This window comes from Neobacillus vireti (assembly GCF_036962465.1).
Classification (GTDB): Bacteria; Bacillota; Bacilli; order Bacillales; family Cytobacillaceae; genus Neobacillus; species Neobacillus vireti_B.
In genome coordinates this window covers 27,094-43,287 of record NZ_JBALNF010000023.1, presented here as the reverse complement: position 1 = coordinate 43,287, position 16,194 = coordinate 27,094, and the positions used below count along the sequence as shown (strand labels likewise).

15 protein-coding genes are annotated in these 16,194 nt (G+C 39.5%); 14 read left to right on the top strand and 1 reads right to left on the bottom strand.

What is annotated here, in order from left to right; translation table 11 throughout:
• Positions 1 to 180 precede the first annotated feature (180 nt).
• The 10 genes from V7077_RS10145 (at position 181) to V7077_RS10100 (ending at position 11,244) form a co-directional block, all read left to right on the top strand.
• Positions 181 to 2,070: a methylmalonyl-CoA mutase subunit beta gene (locus V7077_RS10145; RefSeq protein ID WP_335501014.1), complete on the top strand. Its 1,890-nt coding sequence runs from the start codon at positions 181 to 183 to the stop codon at positions 2,068 to 2,070.
• Positions 2,051 to 4,249 carry a methylmalonyl-CoA mutase gene (gene scpA / locus V7077_RS10140; RefSeq protein WP_335501013.1) on the top strand — a complete coding sequence of 733 codons (2,199 nt, stop codon included), beginning with the start codon at positions 2,051 to 2,053 and terminating at the stop codon, positions 4,247 to 4,249. Before V7077_RS10145 ends, scpA begins: the two co-directional genes overlap by 20 nt.
• Entirely contained in the window at positions 4,250 to 5,374 is a 1,125-nt protein-coding gene (gene meaB, locus V7077_RS10135; protein WP_335501011.1) for a methylmalonyl Co-A mutase-associated GTPase MeaB, read from the top strand. It begins immediately after the preceding gene.
• Between the two features lie 112 nt (positions 5,375 to 5,486).
• Positions 5,487 to 5,924 (top strand): BrxA/BrxB family bacilliredoxin, encoded by a 438-nt coding sequence (locus V7077_RS10130; protein ID WP_335501009.1) that lies wholly within the window; start codon positions 5,487 to 5,489, stop codon positions 5,922 to 5,924.
• Positions 5,925 to 6,046: 122 nt separating this feature from the next.
• Positions 6,047 to 7,219 carry a M20 family metallopeptidase gene (locus V7077_RS10125; RefSeq protein WP_335501007.1) on the top strand — a complete coding sequence of 391 codons (1,173 nt, stop codon included), beginning with the start codon at positions 6,047 to 6,049 and terminating at the stop codon, positions 7,217 to 7,219.
• A 193-nt stretch (positions 7,220 to 7,412) separates the two neighbouring features.
• Positions 7,413 to 8,189, top strand: a complete 777-nt coding sequence (locus V7077_RS10120; RefSeq protein ID WP_335501005.1) for a transporter substrate-binding domain-containing protein — start codon at positions 7,413 to 7,415, stop codon at positions 8,187 to 8,189.
• A gap of 52 nt (positions 8,190 to 8,241) precedes the next feature.
• Positions 8,242 to 8,901: an amino acid ABC transporter permease gene (locus V7077_RS10115; protein ID WP_215043339.1), complete on the top strand. Its 660-nt coding sequence runs from the start codon at positions 8,242 to 8,244 to the stop codon at positions 8,899 to 8,901.
• Positions 8,894 to 9,616: an amino acid ABC transporter ATP-binding protein gene (locus V7077_RS10110; RefSeq protein WP_335501003.1), complete on the top strand. Its 723-nt coding sequence runs from the start codon at positions 8,894 to 8,896 to the stop codon at positions 9,614 to 9,616. Before V7077_RS10115 ends, V7077_RS10110 begins: the two co-directional genes overlap by 8 nt.
• Positions 9,617 to 9,725: 109 nt before the next feature.
• Positions 9,726 to 10,709: an aromatic acid exporter family protein gene (locus tag V7077_RS10105; protein WP_335501001.1), complete on the top strand. Its 984-nt coding sequence runs from the start codon at positions 9,726 to 9,728 to the stop codon at positions 10,707 to 10,709.
• 49 nt (positions 10,710 to 10,758) lie between these two features.
• Positions 10,759 to 11,244, top strand: coding sequence for a L,D-transpeptidase (locus V7077_RS10100; RefSeq protein ID WP_420489631.1), 486 nt, complete (start codon positions 10,759 to 10,761; stop codon positions 11,242 to 11,244).
• 39 nt (positions 11,245 to 11,283) lie between these two features.
• Here the strand turns inward: V7077_RS10100 and prli42 are convergent, their stop codons facing one another.
• Positions 11,284 to 11,382, bottom strand: coding sequence for a stressosome-associated protein Prli42 (gene prli42 / locus V7077_RS10095; protein ID WP_205176447.1), 99 nt, complete (start codon positions 11,380 to 11,382; stop codon positions 11,284 to 11,286).
• Between the two features lie 165 nt (positions 11,383 to 11,547).
• Here prli42 and mce point away from each other — a divergent pair, with 165 nt between their 5' ends.
• The 4 genes from mce (at position 11,548) to V7077_RS10075 (ending at position 16,125) form a co-directional block, all read left to right on the top strand.
• Positions 11,548 to 11,967 carry a methylmalonyl-CoA epimerase gene (gene mce / locus V7077_RS10090; RefSeq protein ID WP_335500996.1) on the top strand — a complete coding sequence of 140 codons (420 nt, stop codon included), beginning with the start codon at positions 11,548 to 11,550 and terminating at the stop codon, positions 11,965 to 11,967.
• On the top strand, positions 11,964 to 13,514 hold the full coding sequence (locus V7077_RS10085) for an acyl-CoA carboxylase subunit beta (RefSeq protein ID WP_335500994.1): 1,551 nt from the start codon (positions 11,964 to 11,966) through the stop codon (positions 13,512 to 13,514). The genes mce and V7077_RS10085 overlap by 4 nt, the downstream gene beginning before the upstream one ends.
• A 126-nt stretch (positions 13,515 to 13,640) precedes the next feature.
• Complete coding sequence (locus V7077_RS10080; protein ID WP_335500992.1) at positions 13,641 to 14,762, top strand: tripeptidase T; 1,122 nt, start codon at positions 13,641 to 13,643, stop codon at positions 14,760 to 14,762.
• Between the two features lie 85 nt (positions 14,763 to 14,847).
• Positions 14,848 to 16,125, top strand: a complete 1,278-nt coding sequence (locus tag V7077_RS10075) for a DNA polymerase IV (RefSeq protein WP_335500990.1) — start codon at positions 14,848 to 14,850, stop codon at positions 16,123 to 16,125.
• Positions 16,126 to 16,194: the final 69 nt, after the last annotated feature.

Sequence of the window (16,194 nt, the reverse complement as noted above, 5' to 3'; positions counted from 1 at the left end):
CCGCTGTCAGGACTGGCAGCGGTTTTTATAATGGTATAGGAAATTCTAAAATAAATTGAATAGGGACTTTGAATCCATCCTGCGCCTTTTGTTATTGCCTGAAAACTATTTGTACCATAAAATAGAAATAAGTAGAATTAATTGAATTTTACTTCAATTTAGAAGAAAGGGGAGAAGGAGTTGGAAAATATAAAAAATCAATCATTTTTACAGAAAACAATTGAGGATTGGCAAGAGAAAGCGGAAAGCACTTTAAAAGGGAAAAAGATTGATTCCTTACATCGTCATACATATGAGAACATAGTTTTGAAACCGCTTTATACAAGACTAGATGAGAAGCCAGTTCCAGATTATCCAGGAGGTTCCGATTACCGGCGGGGAATATATCCATTGGGCTACCATACAAATATGTGGAACATTGCTCAGCAGTTAGCTTACCAATCACCTAGTGAATTAAAGGAGAAACTTCATGATGCCGTAAAAAAAGGGCAAACTGCCATTGCCATTAAAGTATCGGAAGAATTAATTGAAACAGATCAGAACCTTTCTAGCGTTTTAGAAGGAATCTATCATCAATATCCATTAGCGATTAATGCAAAAGGATGGCAATCAACGATTCTAAATGTTTTAACAAAAATGGCCGAAGACGAAAACACAGCTAATAAAGTTACCGGTTATATCGGTTCAGACCCGATTGCGTTATTTGCCGAGGAAGGGGTTTTCTCACAGGAATATATTGAAGAATGGAAAAAAAATATAAACAAGTATAGTAAAAGTTTTTCATCTCTAAGCACTATTCTAATTGATACTACCCCTTATCATAATGGCGGAGCAAATGCCGTCCAAGAATTGGCCATTTCCATTGCAGAAGGGGTGCATTATCTCGATATCCTTCAGGAGAGTGAACTGGACCTTCATGCAATCGTAAAAAAAGTTGTCTTCCAATTTTCGATTGGAAGTAACTTCTTCATGGAACTAGCAAAACTTCGGGCAGCAAGAGTACTCTGGAATCGAATAACTGAGCTTTATGGTATTAAAGACGAAGCCCGCGGGATGATTATTTCTGCTGAGACCTCTTCCTTTACAAAATCCTTACATGACCCCTATGTCAATCTTCTAAGGGCTGGAAATGAAGCATTTACAGCCATTATCGGAGGGGTTCAATATTTACAAGTTGCTCCTTTTGATCATCTTACAGTCACAACACCATTTGCAGAAAGAATCGCTAAAAATATTCAACTACTCTTGAAACATGAGGCACACCTAGAAAAAGTAATTGATCCAGCAGGTGGTTCTTGGTATGTAGAAGAACTAACGAATGAACTTGCCGAAAAAGCTTGGGATTATTTCCAAAAAATCGAAGCCCAGGGCGGTATATTAAATAGCTTAAAATCCAATTGGCTGCAGCAGGAAATTAAAGCTGTCTACGACGTAAAGAATCTGGATATTCAAACTAGAAAGCAAAGTATGATCGGAACCAATGTTTATGCAGATATAAATGAAATCCCCTCCAACCCTCTACCGAAGAATATAAATAGTTTTTTTTCAAATGGGACGTATTCATTGAGCAAAATAGAAGCAATTCCTGCACGAAGACTTACAGAGCCATTTGAAGAGCTGCGAAAAAAGGCAAAGCAGCTTGAAGGAAAAGTTGGTACTATTCCATCTGTAGGAATCGTATGTCTTGGAGAATTAAAGCACTATAAACCAAGGCTTGATTTTATGAAAGGCTTTTTTGCGGCAGGTGGTTTGAACGCAATAGAAAGCAAGCCGATCGTAACTGTAGATCATGCTAAACAATTTCTCTTAGAAACAACTACATCCTATTTCTGCTTTTGTGGAACAAATGAACAGTACGAACTAGCAGGTGAAAACATACTATCATTCCTAAAATCTGAATTTCCTGACCGCAAATTTTATTTAGCAGGGCTTCCTGAAATAGAAAAACAGCCCCAGTGGCAGAGTCTGGGTATTAAGCAGTTTATTCATACAGGGACTAATTGCTATGAAACTCTTATTGATATCCTCACTGATATGGAGGTGAACACGGTTGAAGAAACAAAAGCCTGATTTTCAAAGTATTCCATTGTTTGCTGACCAAACATTCATGACTAAAAAAGAGTGGGAAGAGAAAGTTCATCAAGAAATTTCTTCTTCCCTTGAGGATTTGATCTTTGAAACAAATGAACAAATATCCCTTAAGCCTATTTATACAAAAGAAGATCGTCAAGGGTTAGAACACATTGGTGATCTTCCAGGTCTGCCTCCTTATACGAGAGGCCCCTATCCTACCATGTATGTTAATCGGCCTTGGACGGTGAGGCAATACGCAGGATTTTCAACCGCTGAGGAAAGTAATGCCTTTTACCGCCGAAATCTTGCAATGGGACAAAAGGGATTATCTGTTGCCTTTGATTTAGCTACCCATCGCGGCTACGACTCGGACCATCCACGTGTAGTCGGAGATGTTGGTAAAGCGGGAGTTGCCATAGACTCCATTCTTGATATGAAGACCCTTTTTGCTGGAATTCCCTTGGACCAAATGTCTGTATCGATGACCATGAACGGCGCAGTCTTGCCCATCCTAGCATTCTTCATTGTAACGGCTGAGGAGCAGGGGGTCAGCCAAGAAAAACTTTCGGGTACGATTCAAAATGATATTTTAAAAGAATATATGGTTCGCAACACATATATTTACCCTCCAGCTATGTCGATGAAGATCATTGCCGATATTTTTGAATATACATCCAAATACATGCCAAAGTTTAATAGTATTAGTATTTCGGGTTATCATATGCAAGAAGCAGGTGCTCCCGCAGACTTAGAGTTAGCTTATACACTTGCAGATGGATTGGAGTATGTCAGAACAGGTCTTAAAGCGGGGATTGACATTGATTCATTTGCACCTCGGCTGTCCTTTTTCTGGGCAATTGGGATGAATTATTTTATGGAAGTTGCCAAAATGCGGGCAGCAAGATTCATATGGGCCAAAATGATGAAGTCCTTCGATCCAAAAAATGAAAAATCGTTAGCATTAAGGACTCATTCACAAACGTCGGGGTGGAGTTTAACCGAACAGGATCCATTTAATAATGTTACCCGAACACTACTTGAGGCTCATGCTGCAGCCATGGGTCATACCCAATCATTGCATACGAACGCCTTAGATGAGGCCATTGCCTTACCAACAGATTTCTCTGCCCGGATTGCCCGCAACACTCAGTTGTTCTTGCAAGAAGAAACAGGATTAACCAAGGTCATCGATCCTTGGGGTGGGTCTTATTATGTTGAAAAACTGACAGATGATTTAATAAAAAGGGCCTGGATACACATTGAAGAAATTGAAGGACTTGGAGGCATGGCTAAAGCTATTGACACAGGTCTTCCAAAAATGAAAATTGAGGAAGCTGCCGCCAGAAGGCAGGCTCAAATTGATTCGGGGAAGGAAACAATCATTGGGGTTAATCGCTACAGGCTCGAAAGGGAAGAAGCAATCGATATATTGGATATTGATAATACCGCTGTCCGTTTAAAACAAATTGAAAAATTATCGGCTTTAAAGGAAGCTCGGGATCATCAAAAAGTAGCCGAGGCGCTTAGTGCCTTAACGAAAGCTGCTGAGACAGGAGAACAAAATCTATTAGAACTTGCCATAAAGGCAGCAAGAGTTAGAGCAACACTGGGTGAAATTTCTGACGCTATTGAGCGTGTGGCTAAAAGACATAAAGCTGTCATTCGCTCCGTAAGTGGAGTATATAGTACAGCGTTTAGCAATGAGGAAGAGATAAATGAAGTAAAAAAAATGACAGATGAATTTCTCGAGAATGAAGGGAGACGACCAAGAATCCTTGTTGCCAAAATGGGTCAGGACGGTCATGATCGGGGAGCAAAAGTCATCGCCACCGCTTTTGCAGATTTAGGCTTTGACGTCGACATTAGTCCATTGTTCCAAACACCAGAAGAAACTGCGATTCAAGCTGTTGAAAATGATGTTCATGTAGTGGGCATGAGCTCGCTCGCAGCGGGTCATAAGACATTGCTTCCGCAACTTGTGGACGAATTGAAAAAATTGGGCCGCGAGGATATTTTGGTTGTTATTGGAGGTGTCATTCCTGCACAAGATTATCAATTTTTATTTGATCATGGTGCGGCAGCTATTTTCGGACCGGGCACGATCATTCCTGTGGCCGCTCAAAAAGTGATTAGGGAGATTTATTTAAAACTAGGTTATGAGGAAGTGTCGCAATAAATGGGAAAGGACCATAAGCCGGAGTGGAGTGATCCTCATACAACTGACAGCTGTTTAAGTATCGTACGCAGCGGGGAAGAGCTTGAAGGTCATCCCGCGGCTATTGAAAAAAATGTGCGCTTTCGTAAACGAAATACAACAGAACCATCCGTTGACGTTCTTTATGATGGGGTGTTAAAGGGTGACCGCAGCCTGATTGCCCGAGCCATTACACTAGTTGAGAGTAATGCTGAACAGCATTTTCAAAAAGCACAGGAGCTGCTGAAAAAACTCCTTCCCAAAACAGGAAAATCAATTCGAATCGGTATTACTGGTGTACCAGGTGCCGGTAAGAGTACCTTTATTGAGGCTTTTGGTATGTACCTGTGCGGTCTAGGGTACCGGGTTGCTGTATTAGCTATTGATCCGAGTTCAAGTATTTCCGGCGGCAGTATTCTAGGTGATAAGACTAGGATGGAGCAATTATCAAAGAATACGAACGCTTTTATTCGTCCGTCACCTACGGGAGGAAAACTTGGCGGAGTACACCGAAAAACAAGGGAGGCTATGCTAATATGTGAGTCAGCCGGTTTTGATATCATTTTAATTGAAACGGTTGGAGTGGGTCAAAGTGAGGTAATTATGAGAGATATGGTGGATCTTTTCATGTTGCTAGTTTTGACCGGGGCAGGGGATGAACTTCAAGGAATGAAGAAAGGGATTATGGAACTAGCGGATCTTATCCTTGTTCACAAAGCGGATGGAGCAAATAAACAGAGAGCGGAACATACAAGGCTAGAGTATAATCGCATCCTTCACTTCCTCCAGCCAGCTACAAAAGGTTGGGTGACAAGGGCATATCCTTGCTCTTCAATCACGTTTGAAGGCATTAGTGAAATTTGGGGTGTTATTCAAAACTTTGAAGAAACCGTAAAATCCTCAGGAGTTTTTGAGGAAAGAAGGAGAATACAAGCCAAGGAATGGTTATATTCAATGATTACAGATCAGCTTCAATTTCTTTTTTACCATCATAAAGGGGTTAAAAGTGCTCTGCCAAAACTAGAGAATGAGGTCATTTCCGGAGAAATGACCGTAGCTACCGCTGTAGAAACATTATTCGAAACCTTTTTATCAACAAAAGGGTAAACCGTTGGTTCATGGCAGTTTTCTCTTAACTTTGGTATTTCATTTCATTTGAAATAAACACATTTAAACTGTTATGATGTAGTTATATAAGGAATATAAGGAGTGTGTTTCGATGAGTATGAATTTTAACTTTTTCATGAATGATGTAGTTAAGCAAGCACGCGAAGAGATCGTGTCTGCTGGATATAAAGAATTAAAAACTCCAACAGAAGTCGAAGAAGCTTTTGATCAAAAAGGAACGACATTAGTGATGATTAATTCAGTTTGTGGTTGTGCGGGTGGTATTGCGCGCCCTGCCGCAGCACATGCTCTTCACAATGACAAGCGTCCTGACCATCTAGTTACCGTATTTGCCGGACAAGATAAGGAGGCAACCGAAACAGCAAGAAGCTATTTTACCGGTTATCCGCCATCCTCACCATCTTTTGCCTTGTTAAAAGACGGAAAAATTGTGACCATGATCGAAAGACATCAAATTGAGGGATTTGACCCTGCAACTGTAGTGGCAAAGCTGCAAAGTGAATTTGATCAATATTGCGAAGAAGTTTAAGGGGTAAACAAAAAAGGTCAAATCGAAAACGATTTGACCTTTTTTGTTGTCTAAATATATTTTTTCATGTATATTTATTAATTATTTTGTAATTTTAATCATAAATTCGGAGGGGGATTGACATGAAAGAATTATTAAAAAATAATTTAGAAACTATACAAAACAGATTATGGGAAATCAACGATACTTTATATCATCATCCAGAGCTTGGTGATCAAGAATATGAATCTATGAATCTTTTAGTGGAATTACTTGAGCAGCATCAATTTTCAGTAGAAAAGGGAATTGTTGGCAGACCTACAGCTTTTAAAGCGGTTTATGATAGTAAAAAAGAAGGTCCTACTATTGCTTATTTATCCGAGTACGATGCCTTACCGGAAGTTGGACATGGGTGTGGTCATAATATGATTGGAACTATGAGTGCAGGGGCAGGAGTCTTATTAAGTAAAGTGCTGGATGAAATTGGCGGCCGAGTTGTTGTATTAGGTACACCTGCAGAAGAAACCAATGGAGCAAAGGTACCGATGGCGGAACAAGGAGTATTTGACGATATTGATGCAGCGATGATTGTCCATCCAGGAGATGTTTCCTATGAGAGTGGTGAATCGTTAGCGATGGATGCTATTCAATTTGACTTCCGCGGCAGAACGAGTCATGCAGCAGCATCGCCAGAAAAGGGGATTAATGCACTGGATGCCGTTATACAATTATTTAACGGGGTCAATGCTCTCCGTCAACATGTAACTTCCGATGTTAGAATACACGGAATTATTAAGGAGGGGGGAGTAGCTGCTAATATTGTTCCGGATAAAGCAGTAGCTCAATTTTATATTCGGGCAAAGGAGAGATCCTACTTAAATGAACTAGTTCAAAAGGTGGTGAACATAGCGAAAGGTGCATCGTCCATGACGGGCGCAGAGGTTCATATTGAAAATTATGAATTGAGCTATGATAATATGGTTACAAACCAAACATTATCCCAGCTGTTTACAAGCAATCTTTTGACAACGGGTGTTATGCAAGTCGAGAAAGCGAAGGATTCTTATGGTTCAATCGATATGGGAAATGTTAGTCACGTTGTTCCGGCTATTCATCCGTATATTGGTCTTGATTCACCTGGATTAGTTGCCCATACCAGAGAGTTTGCCGACTTAACCATTACGGACAATTCTCATCAGATACTCTCTAGAGGTGCTTTGGCTCTTGCACTAACAGGGTATGATTTGATTACGAATAAGGACGTATTCGAAAAAATGAAAAATGAATTTCGTCAGGTCGAGCTAATTAAAGCTTGACTCCTTAAAGGCACCTTTTTTAAAAGGTGTTTTTTTTTTAGGGGGAAATAATATTGGTATATTAAATTATTAGAATATTTTTATATTTAAAAAACGTCTTTTCAAATATAATTTCATGTGTTATTATTCGTTTTGTTGAATAAAAATTCAATTTAACTACGCATATACTTATATTTTACACAGGAGGTACATCATGAAAAAAACAATTTTATCTTTTATGTTTATCTTTACATTATTAGTTATGGCTGCTTGCGGTCAGAGTAATAAGGACGGGGCAACTGGAGAAAAGGCTTCTTCTAAAAAAGTATTAACCATGGCTACCTCAGCTGATTTTGCTCCATTTGAATCAAGAGAGCCATCAGGAAAGATTATTGGATTTGATATTGACCTAGCTAATGCCATTGCGGATGAATTGGGCTATAAACTAGAAATTAAAGACATGAAGTTTGATGGATTAATCGGGGCATTGCAAGCGAAACGTGTAGACATGGTTATTTCTGGGATGTCAGCAACTGAAAAACGTAAAAAGAATGTTGACTTTTCCACAGCTTATAACCACTCAGGTGAAATGTTTGTAACAAAAAAAGATTCCGATATTAAAACGATTGATGATCTTAAAGGAAAAACGGTTGCTGTACAATTAGGAACCATCCAAGAAGAAGGGGCAAAAGCGCTACAGAAAAAAGTTGATTTTACGCTTAAGCCATTAGATAATGCGACAAACTTAATCCAAGAGCTATTATCAAATCGTATCCAAGTAGCTTATTTAGATAAATCAGTTGCAACTGGATACATTAAGCAACAAGGATTAGCAGGTTTTGATGATCCAACATCTAGTTCTCCAGGGATGGCAGTAGCTTTTCCAAAAGGCAGTGACTTAGTTGACGATGTGGATAACGCTCTTAAAAAATTAGAAGAGAACGGAAAACTTCAAGAACTGAAGGACAAGTGGTTAAAAGATCAACAGTAATTGATTAATTTTCTTAAATGTTTGATGAATAAATTGAAGTGAGGTGTAAGGCATGAATTTGGATTTTAGCCAAATTGTGCCTTATATTCCTTTTATTTTAGAAGGAATATGGGTTACATTAAAATTTGTTATAATTTCAATTATTTTAGGCTTTATTCTTGGTACTCTTTTGGCACTGTGTAAAATTTCACGAATAAAAGTTTTAAATTGGTTCGGAGATTTTTATACATCTATTTTTCGGGGTACACCGTTAATTTTGCAATTGATGCTTATCTATTTTGCTATACCTCAATTAACAGGCTATGATATTTCACCATTCTTATCATCTATCCTAGCGTTTGGATTAAATTCTTCCGCCTATGTTTCTGAAATTATCCGGGCAGGAATTCAGGCAGTTGATAAAGGCCAGACAGAAGCAGCACAAGCTCTTGGTGTACCTTATCGTCTGATGATGAAGGATCTTATCATGCCTCAAGCGTTAAAAAATATATTACCGGCACTTATGAACGAATTTATTACGTTAACAAAAGAATCAGCAATCGTATCAACCATTGGTTATTTAGATTTGATGCGCCGGGCCCAAGTTGTTGGGGCAGATACTTATCGTAATTTTGAGCCCTTAATTTTTGTTGGTTTAATCTATTGGATCTTAGTTATGGTCCTTACTCTCATTGGTAAACGAGTTGAAAGGAGGATGAAATTTAGTGATTAAAGTTGAAAACCTCTATAAACAATTCGGAGAAAATGAGGTCCTAAAAAATATTTCGACCAGTATTGACAGTGGTGAGGTTGTGTCTATTATTGGCCCGTCAGGATCTGGAAAATCAACTTTCCTGCGTTGTTTAAATATGTTGGAAATTCCTACCAAAGGAAAAGTGTGGGTCGATCATCAAGACATTACGGATAAAAAAACAAACATCATGAAAATTCGGGAACAAATCGGAATGGTTTTTCAGCACTTTTATTTATTCCCGCATCTGACAGTATTGGATAACTTAATATATGCCCCGCAGAAAGTTAAAGGGGAATCCCGTGACACCGCTGTAGCTAAAGCTCGTGATTTACTCGCCAGAGTGGGTCTTACTGAAAAAGAGACTGCTTATCCGAATAATTTGTCAGGTGGTCAGAAACAACGTGTTGCTATTGCTCGTGCACTTGCAATGGAACCAAAGTTAATGTTATTTGATGAGCCTACATCAGCACTCGATCCCGAGATGGTTAAAGAAGTATTGACTGTTATGAAAGACTTGGCCCAAACCGGAATGACGATGGCCATCGTAACACATGAAATGGGGTTTGCTCGTGAGGTTTCTGACCGTATCCTCTTCCTTGATGAAGGGAGATTATTAGAAGAAGGCTCACCAAGTGAGTTTTTTAATAATCCACGTACAAGCAGAGCAAAGGACTTTTTAGAAAAAGTATTATAACGGTTGAATCTGCTAACCATTAAAGGGTAGTTTTTCTTGGAAAAAATGTCTAAATAGGGATATGCTAAAGATGGTCAATATGATCATCTTTTTTTGTGGGGAGATATTTATGAAATTTTCGATTGGATATCGGACAATAAAAACAGCTGTAGGTACGGCTGTTTCCATTTTAATTGCCCAGCAGTTAGGACTGCATAATTTTGCCTCGGCCGGTATATTAACGATTTTATGTGTTCAAGTGACAAAAAGGAGATCACTTCGAACAGCTTGGGACCGTTTTTTAGCCTGTGTTTTAGCCATGCCTTTTTCAGCGGTCTTTTTCGAAGGGATTGCCTATCATTCCATTGTTATTGGGATAATGCTCCTTTTCTTTATCCCTATCCTTGTAATGCTAAAAGCAAAAGATGGTGTTGTCACAAGCAGTGTTATTATTTTGCATATTTATATGGCACATCACTTTTCATGGTCTATTTTCTTAAATGAACTTGGGGTAATAACGGTTGGTATAGGTGTCGCGTTACTTATTAACCTGTATATGCCCAGTGTGGATAAAAAACTTAAAGACTTTCAAGTGAAGATTGAGGAAAATTTTAAAATAATTTTTTGTGAAATGGTGAGGTACTTAAGAACTGGGGAGAGCAGTTGGGACGGACTGGAAATTACCGAAAGTGCCGAGCTGCTTGAAGAGGCAAAAATGCTTGCTTATAGAGATTTTGAAAACCGTATTCGGCGTGAAGAGAACCTGTACTTTGAATATTTTAAAATCAGAGAAAAACAATTTGAAATAATTGAACGCGTTTTACCAATTGTCACATCACTTACTAGTACCGTGAAACAGGGAAATATGGTGGCTGATTTTCTTGAGGAACTTTCAGAGAATATTCATCCGGGCAATACAGCTTATATTTATATAGATAAATTAAAAGGAATGAAGAAAGAATTCGAAGAAATGGAATTGCCTAAAACAAGACAGGAGTTTGAAGTCAGGGCAGCATTACTGCAATTAGTTAATGAAATGAACGAGTATCTTATTATCAAAAGTTCCCTTTATGTTAAAAAAATGAATGAAACGAAGAAGGTCGAGGTAAATTAAGGGAAAAAGGCAGGTGGTTGGATTGATTAAACTATTATCGCCCCTTCTCATGACTTTTTCTCTTTCACCCCTTTGGCCATTAGGACCTAACCCTATGGTTGGCGATCCCTTCGTTATCGTCAATAAAACAAACAATGAACTAGCCCTTATCAATGATAACAAAGTTCAAACGATTGTCAGTGTAGGTACTGGCAAAACTCAAGATTTAACACCTGAAGGCCTGTTTACCATTACGGTAAAGGCTAAGAATCCATATTATCGCAAGAAGAATATTCCCGGTGGTTCTCCTGAAAATCCACTTGGAGCTAGATGGATTGGCTTTGATGCCAAAGGAACTGACGGCCGAATCTACGGAATTCATGGAACGAACCAACCAGCTTCCATCGGAAAGTATGTATCATATGGTTGTATCCGCACCCAAAATGAGGTCGTATCCTCCCTTTTTCCATTAATCCCGGTTGGAACAAAAATATTGGTTACTTCCTCCAATAAAACATTTGATGTCTTGGCAAAAGAAAATGGAGCAATAAAATAGATAAGGGACTGTTCAAATTTGAACAGTCCCTTCGTATTTTTAAGATAAGAATCTTGCAATACCTAAAAGGAGGGTGGAAGCCAGCATGGCAAAAAGCATGAGATAGACAATAATTTTTCGTGTTTTCTTTTTAGACAATTTTTCAGTACCTCCCTCTAATTTCTATAAGCTTTATTCTTATTTTACTAGGAAAAGCCTAAATGGACAACGGAACAACTACGCATTTTAGGAAGGATTTATGAACTTTTTAACGAATATGGTAACTGTCAGATTTATTTTAATTTTGGAAACAGAGGGGAAAACATGATTAAAAAAATCGACCATATTGGAATTGCTGTAAAGTCTCTGGAGAATACGCTGCCATTTTATATGGATGTTCTAGGGCTGCCATTGTTAGGGATCGAAGTGGTTGACACTCAAAAGGTTAAAGTGGCTTTTCTTAATGCAGGTGAAACCAAACTGGAGCTTCTTGAGCCAACTTCAGAGGATAGCCCGATTGCAGGGTTTATTGCTAAACGCGGAGAGGGAATTCACCATGTGGCTCTCGGTGTGACTTCGATTGAAGAAAGAATAGCTAATATGAGGGAGCAGGGAATTCGAATGATTGATGACCAGCCGAGGTTAGGGGCAGGCGGGGCACAAATCGCCTTCATGCATCCGAAATCCGCAGCCGGTGTTCTAGTTGAGCTTTGTGAGAAAAAAGGGGATGAAGGGGTAAAATGATTGATATTTATGAAAAAATCAATGAACTGTATGATAAGCGCAGGGAAGTAGAGCTTGGCGGCGGAGATGAAAGAATTGATAAGCAGCATCAAAAAGGAAAATTAACAGCACGCGAGAGAATTGACCTGTTAGTAGACAGGGACAGTTTTATTGAATTAAATCCATTTATTGAACACCGTACCAACGACTTTGGCTTGGATGAACAAAAAGGACCTGGTGATGGGGTTGTAACAGGTTTTGGAAAAGTGAATGGCAGACCGATCTATTTATTCTCACAGGACTTCACTGTTTTTGGCGGTGCATTAGGGGAAATGCATGCTAAAAAAATTGCAGCAGTAATGGACTTAGCCGCCAAAAACGGTACCCCTTTTGTCGGCCTTAATGACTCCGGCGGGGCGCGTATCCAAGAAGGTGTGGTATCACTTGATGGGTATGGACATATCTTTTACCGGAATGCCATTTACTCCGGAGTCATTCCGCAAATCTCTGTCATCATGGGACCGTGTGCAGGTGGTGCCGTTTATTCACCAGCGATTACCGATTTTGTTTTTATGGTAGAAAATACGAGTCAGATGTTTATAACTGGTCCAAAAGTAATTGAAACCGTAACCGGTGAAAAGATTTCTCCGGAGGATCTTGGCGGTGCAAATGTTCATAATTCCATTAGTGGAAACGCCCATTTTCAAGCAGGAACTGAAGCCGAGGTATTGGAAAATGTCCGCAGACTTTTGAGCTATCTTCCACAGAATAATGGAGAAAAGCCGCCATTGATAGAGGTGGAAGAGGGAAATGATTATCGCCCTGATTTAATGGATGTTGTTCCATTCGATGCTGTCCGCCCTTATGATGTTAGAAAGGTAATTGAACAAGTAGTCGATGACAACTCCTTTATGGAGATTCATCAAAACTTTGCAAAAAATATTGTCGTTGGTTTTGCACGGGTGAAAGGTGAAACAGTCGGACTTGTCTGTAATCAGCCAAAAGTAATGGCGGGAGGCCTCGATATTGATTCATCAGATAAAGCCGCCAGATTTATCAGGACTTGTGATTCTTTTAATATCCCGATTATTACGTTTGAAGATGTAACCGGTTTCTTTCCGGGGGTTAAACAGGAACATGGTGGAATAATTCGCCATGGGGCGAAAATTTTATTCGCTTATTCGGAAGCCACGGTGCCTAAATTGACAGTTATTTTAAGGAAAGCATATGGCGGTGCATATGTGGCATTGAATAGTAAGTCAATCGGTGCTGATTTGGTATTTGCTTGGCCAAATGCGGAAATCGCCGTAATGGGTCCACAAGGGGCAGCCAACATTATCTTTGCAAAGGAAATCAATAGTAGTAAAAACCCGGAGCTTACTAGGCAGCAAAAAATTGAGGAATATCGTGAAAAATTTGCTAACCCGTATGTGGCCGCAAGTAGGGGAATGGTCGATGATGTTATTGATCCACGTGATACTAGAATAAAAATTATTCAAGCACTGGATATGCTAAAAACGAAACAAGAGTCCCGGCCGGCCAAAAAACATGGAAATATCCCTCTCTAATTTACCACGTAGCTCTTTCATTTGATGATATAACAAATAAAGAGGTATACTGAAATAGAAAAGCGTAAGCACTTTGACTAGTGCTTACGGCTAGATATTAGTGTATACATAATTGGAGGGTCATAAATGGTAAATCAAGAACGTCTTTTGAATGAATTTTTAGAACTTGTTCAAATTGATTCAGAAACGAAGTTTGAGACAGAAATTGCGAAGGTGTTAAAACAAAAATTTACCGAATTAGGTCTCGAAGTCTTTGAAGATGATACAACAGCTATAACGGGGCATGGAGCAGGTAACTTAATTTGTACATTACCTGCTGTAAAAGAAGGAGTGGATCCTCTCTATTTCTCTTGTCATATGGATACTGTAACCCCTGCTAAGGGTGTTAAACCTTCCATAAAAGACGGCTATGTTGTAACAGATGGTACGACAATTCTTGGTGCTGATGATAAAACGGGTATAGCCGTGATGCTTGAAACCATTCGTCTGCTTAAAGAACAAAACATTCCACATGGTTTAATTCAATTTGTCATCTCTGTCGGTGAAGAATCTGGTTTACATGGTGCCAAAGCAATTGATCCATCGTTAATAAAAGCAAAATATGGCTATGCCCTTGACAGTGATGGTTTAGTTGGTAACGTGGTTGTTGCCGCACCAACACAAGCAAAGGTAAAAGCTGTCATCTATGGCAAAACAGCCCATGCTGGTGTCGCACCTGAAAAGGGAGTATCTGCGATTACCATCGCCGCCAAATCAATTGCGAAAATGCCATTAGGCAGAATCGATCATGAAACGACCGCTAATATTGGCCGTTTTGAGGGCGGACAAGCTACTAATATCGTTGCCGATCGCGTAGATATCTTAGCGGAAGCTCGCTCACTCATTCCTGAAAAAATGCAGGCCCAAGTTAACAAAATGAAGGAAGCTTTTGAAACAGTTGCCGAACAAATGGGCGGCAGGGCAGAAGTTGATGTGGAAGTCATGTATCCAGGCTTCAAATTTCGCGAAGGCGACCAAGTTGTGGAAATTGCCCGGAAGGCAGCAGCAAAGATTGGCCGCAGCTGTGAACTTCAACATAGCGGTGGAGGCAGTGATGCCAATGTCTTTAATGGGTTCAATATTCCGACTGTAAACTTAGCTGTAGGATATGAGGAAATTCATACCACAAACGAGCGTATGCCGGTGGCAGAATTGTATAAGCTTGCTGAGATGACCCTTGCCATTGTCGATGAAGTAACCAATCAATAACCAACTCTCTTCGGAAGGAGTGCCAAATGGCCTCCTTTTTTTGCTATAATAAAAGTAGAACAAATGTTTTAAGGGTGTGTTCGTTATGAAGGAAATGTATCCGAAAAATGGACGAGTGATTTTACATGTAGACATGAATTGTTTTTACGCTTCTGTTGAAATGGCTTATAACCCTGAACTGAAGGGAAAACCGCTTGCCATTGCGGGAAATGTTGAGGAGCGACGAGGAATTATAGTTACCTGCAGCTATGAAGCGAGGAAATTTGGTGTAAAAACGACCATGCCGCTTTGGGAAGCAAAAAAACATTGTCCGCAGCTTGTGGTTATGAAACCGAATTTTGAACGATACCGGGCTGCGTCGACTGCTATGTTTGAAATACTAAGACAATATACGGAACTAGTCGAACCTGTTTCGATTGATGAAGGATATATGGATATTACTGAAAGCTTTTCCTTAGGAAGTCCAATTGAGATAGCTGAAAGTATCCAAAACAGACTCCTAAATCAACTGGATTTACCGTGTAGTATTGGGATTGCTCCGAATAAGTTTTTAGCCAAAACGGCTTCCGATATGAAAAAACCGCTGGGTATAACCATTCTAAGGAAACGCGATATTCCTACCGTCCTGTGGCCCTTGAATACAAATGAGATGCATGGGGTTGGAAAAAAGACTGCTGAAAAATTACAAACAATTGGCATTCAAACGATTGGGGACTTAGCTAAAGGAAATGAAATCCAATTAAAGTCACTTCTCGGAATCAATGGGATGCGCATAAAAGATCGTGCAAACGGTATTGACCCTCGGCCAGTGGACCCTGAATCTGTATCAGAATTTAAAAGTATTGGAAATTCAACTACTCTCCCAAGGGATATTAGCAATCAACAAGAATTGTACCAGGTGCTGGATGGGTTGGCCGAAACAGTGTCGACCAGACTTAGGCGCAAAACAGTTATGACAACTGCCTTGGCAATAACAATCCGCTATAAAGATCGGAAGACCATTACCAAAAGTATGAAATTGCTGAACCCGATTAATCATAAAGATGATATTTCGTTATTTGCGAAGCAGCTCTTTTTAAAGGCTTGGAATGGTGACCCTGTTCGTTTATTGGGAATAACCGGGAATGATCTAGTAGAACAAGATCATGCTTTTAAACAGCTGGATTTATTCTCGTTCGAAAAAGATGCTAAAAAAGAGCCGCTCTTAAAAACCCTTTCCAGCCTGCGTGAAAAGTATGGAAAAAACATTATTGAGACGGCAGGCTCCCATAATGATCTACAAGCTGAAAATGTTGGAACAGGGACAAGCTTTAATAAAGATTTTTTACGGTCATTTCCCGACAAAAACAAGGATGAACACTAAAAAGCTCCACTTTGTTAAACAAAGGGAGCTTTTTAGTTTGGAGTCATTTACAGAAAAGGAAGTTCCGTT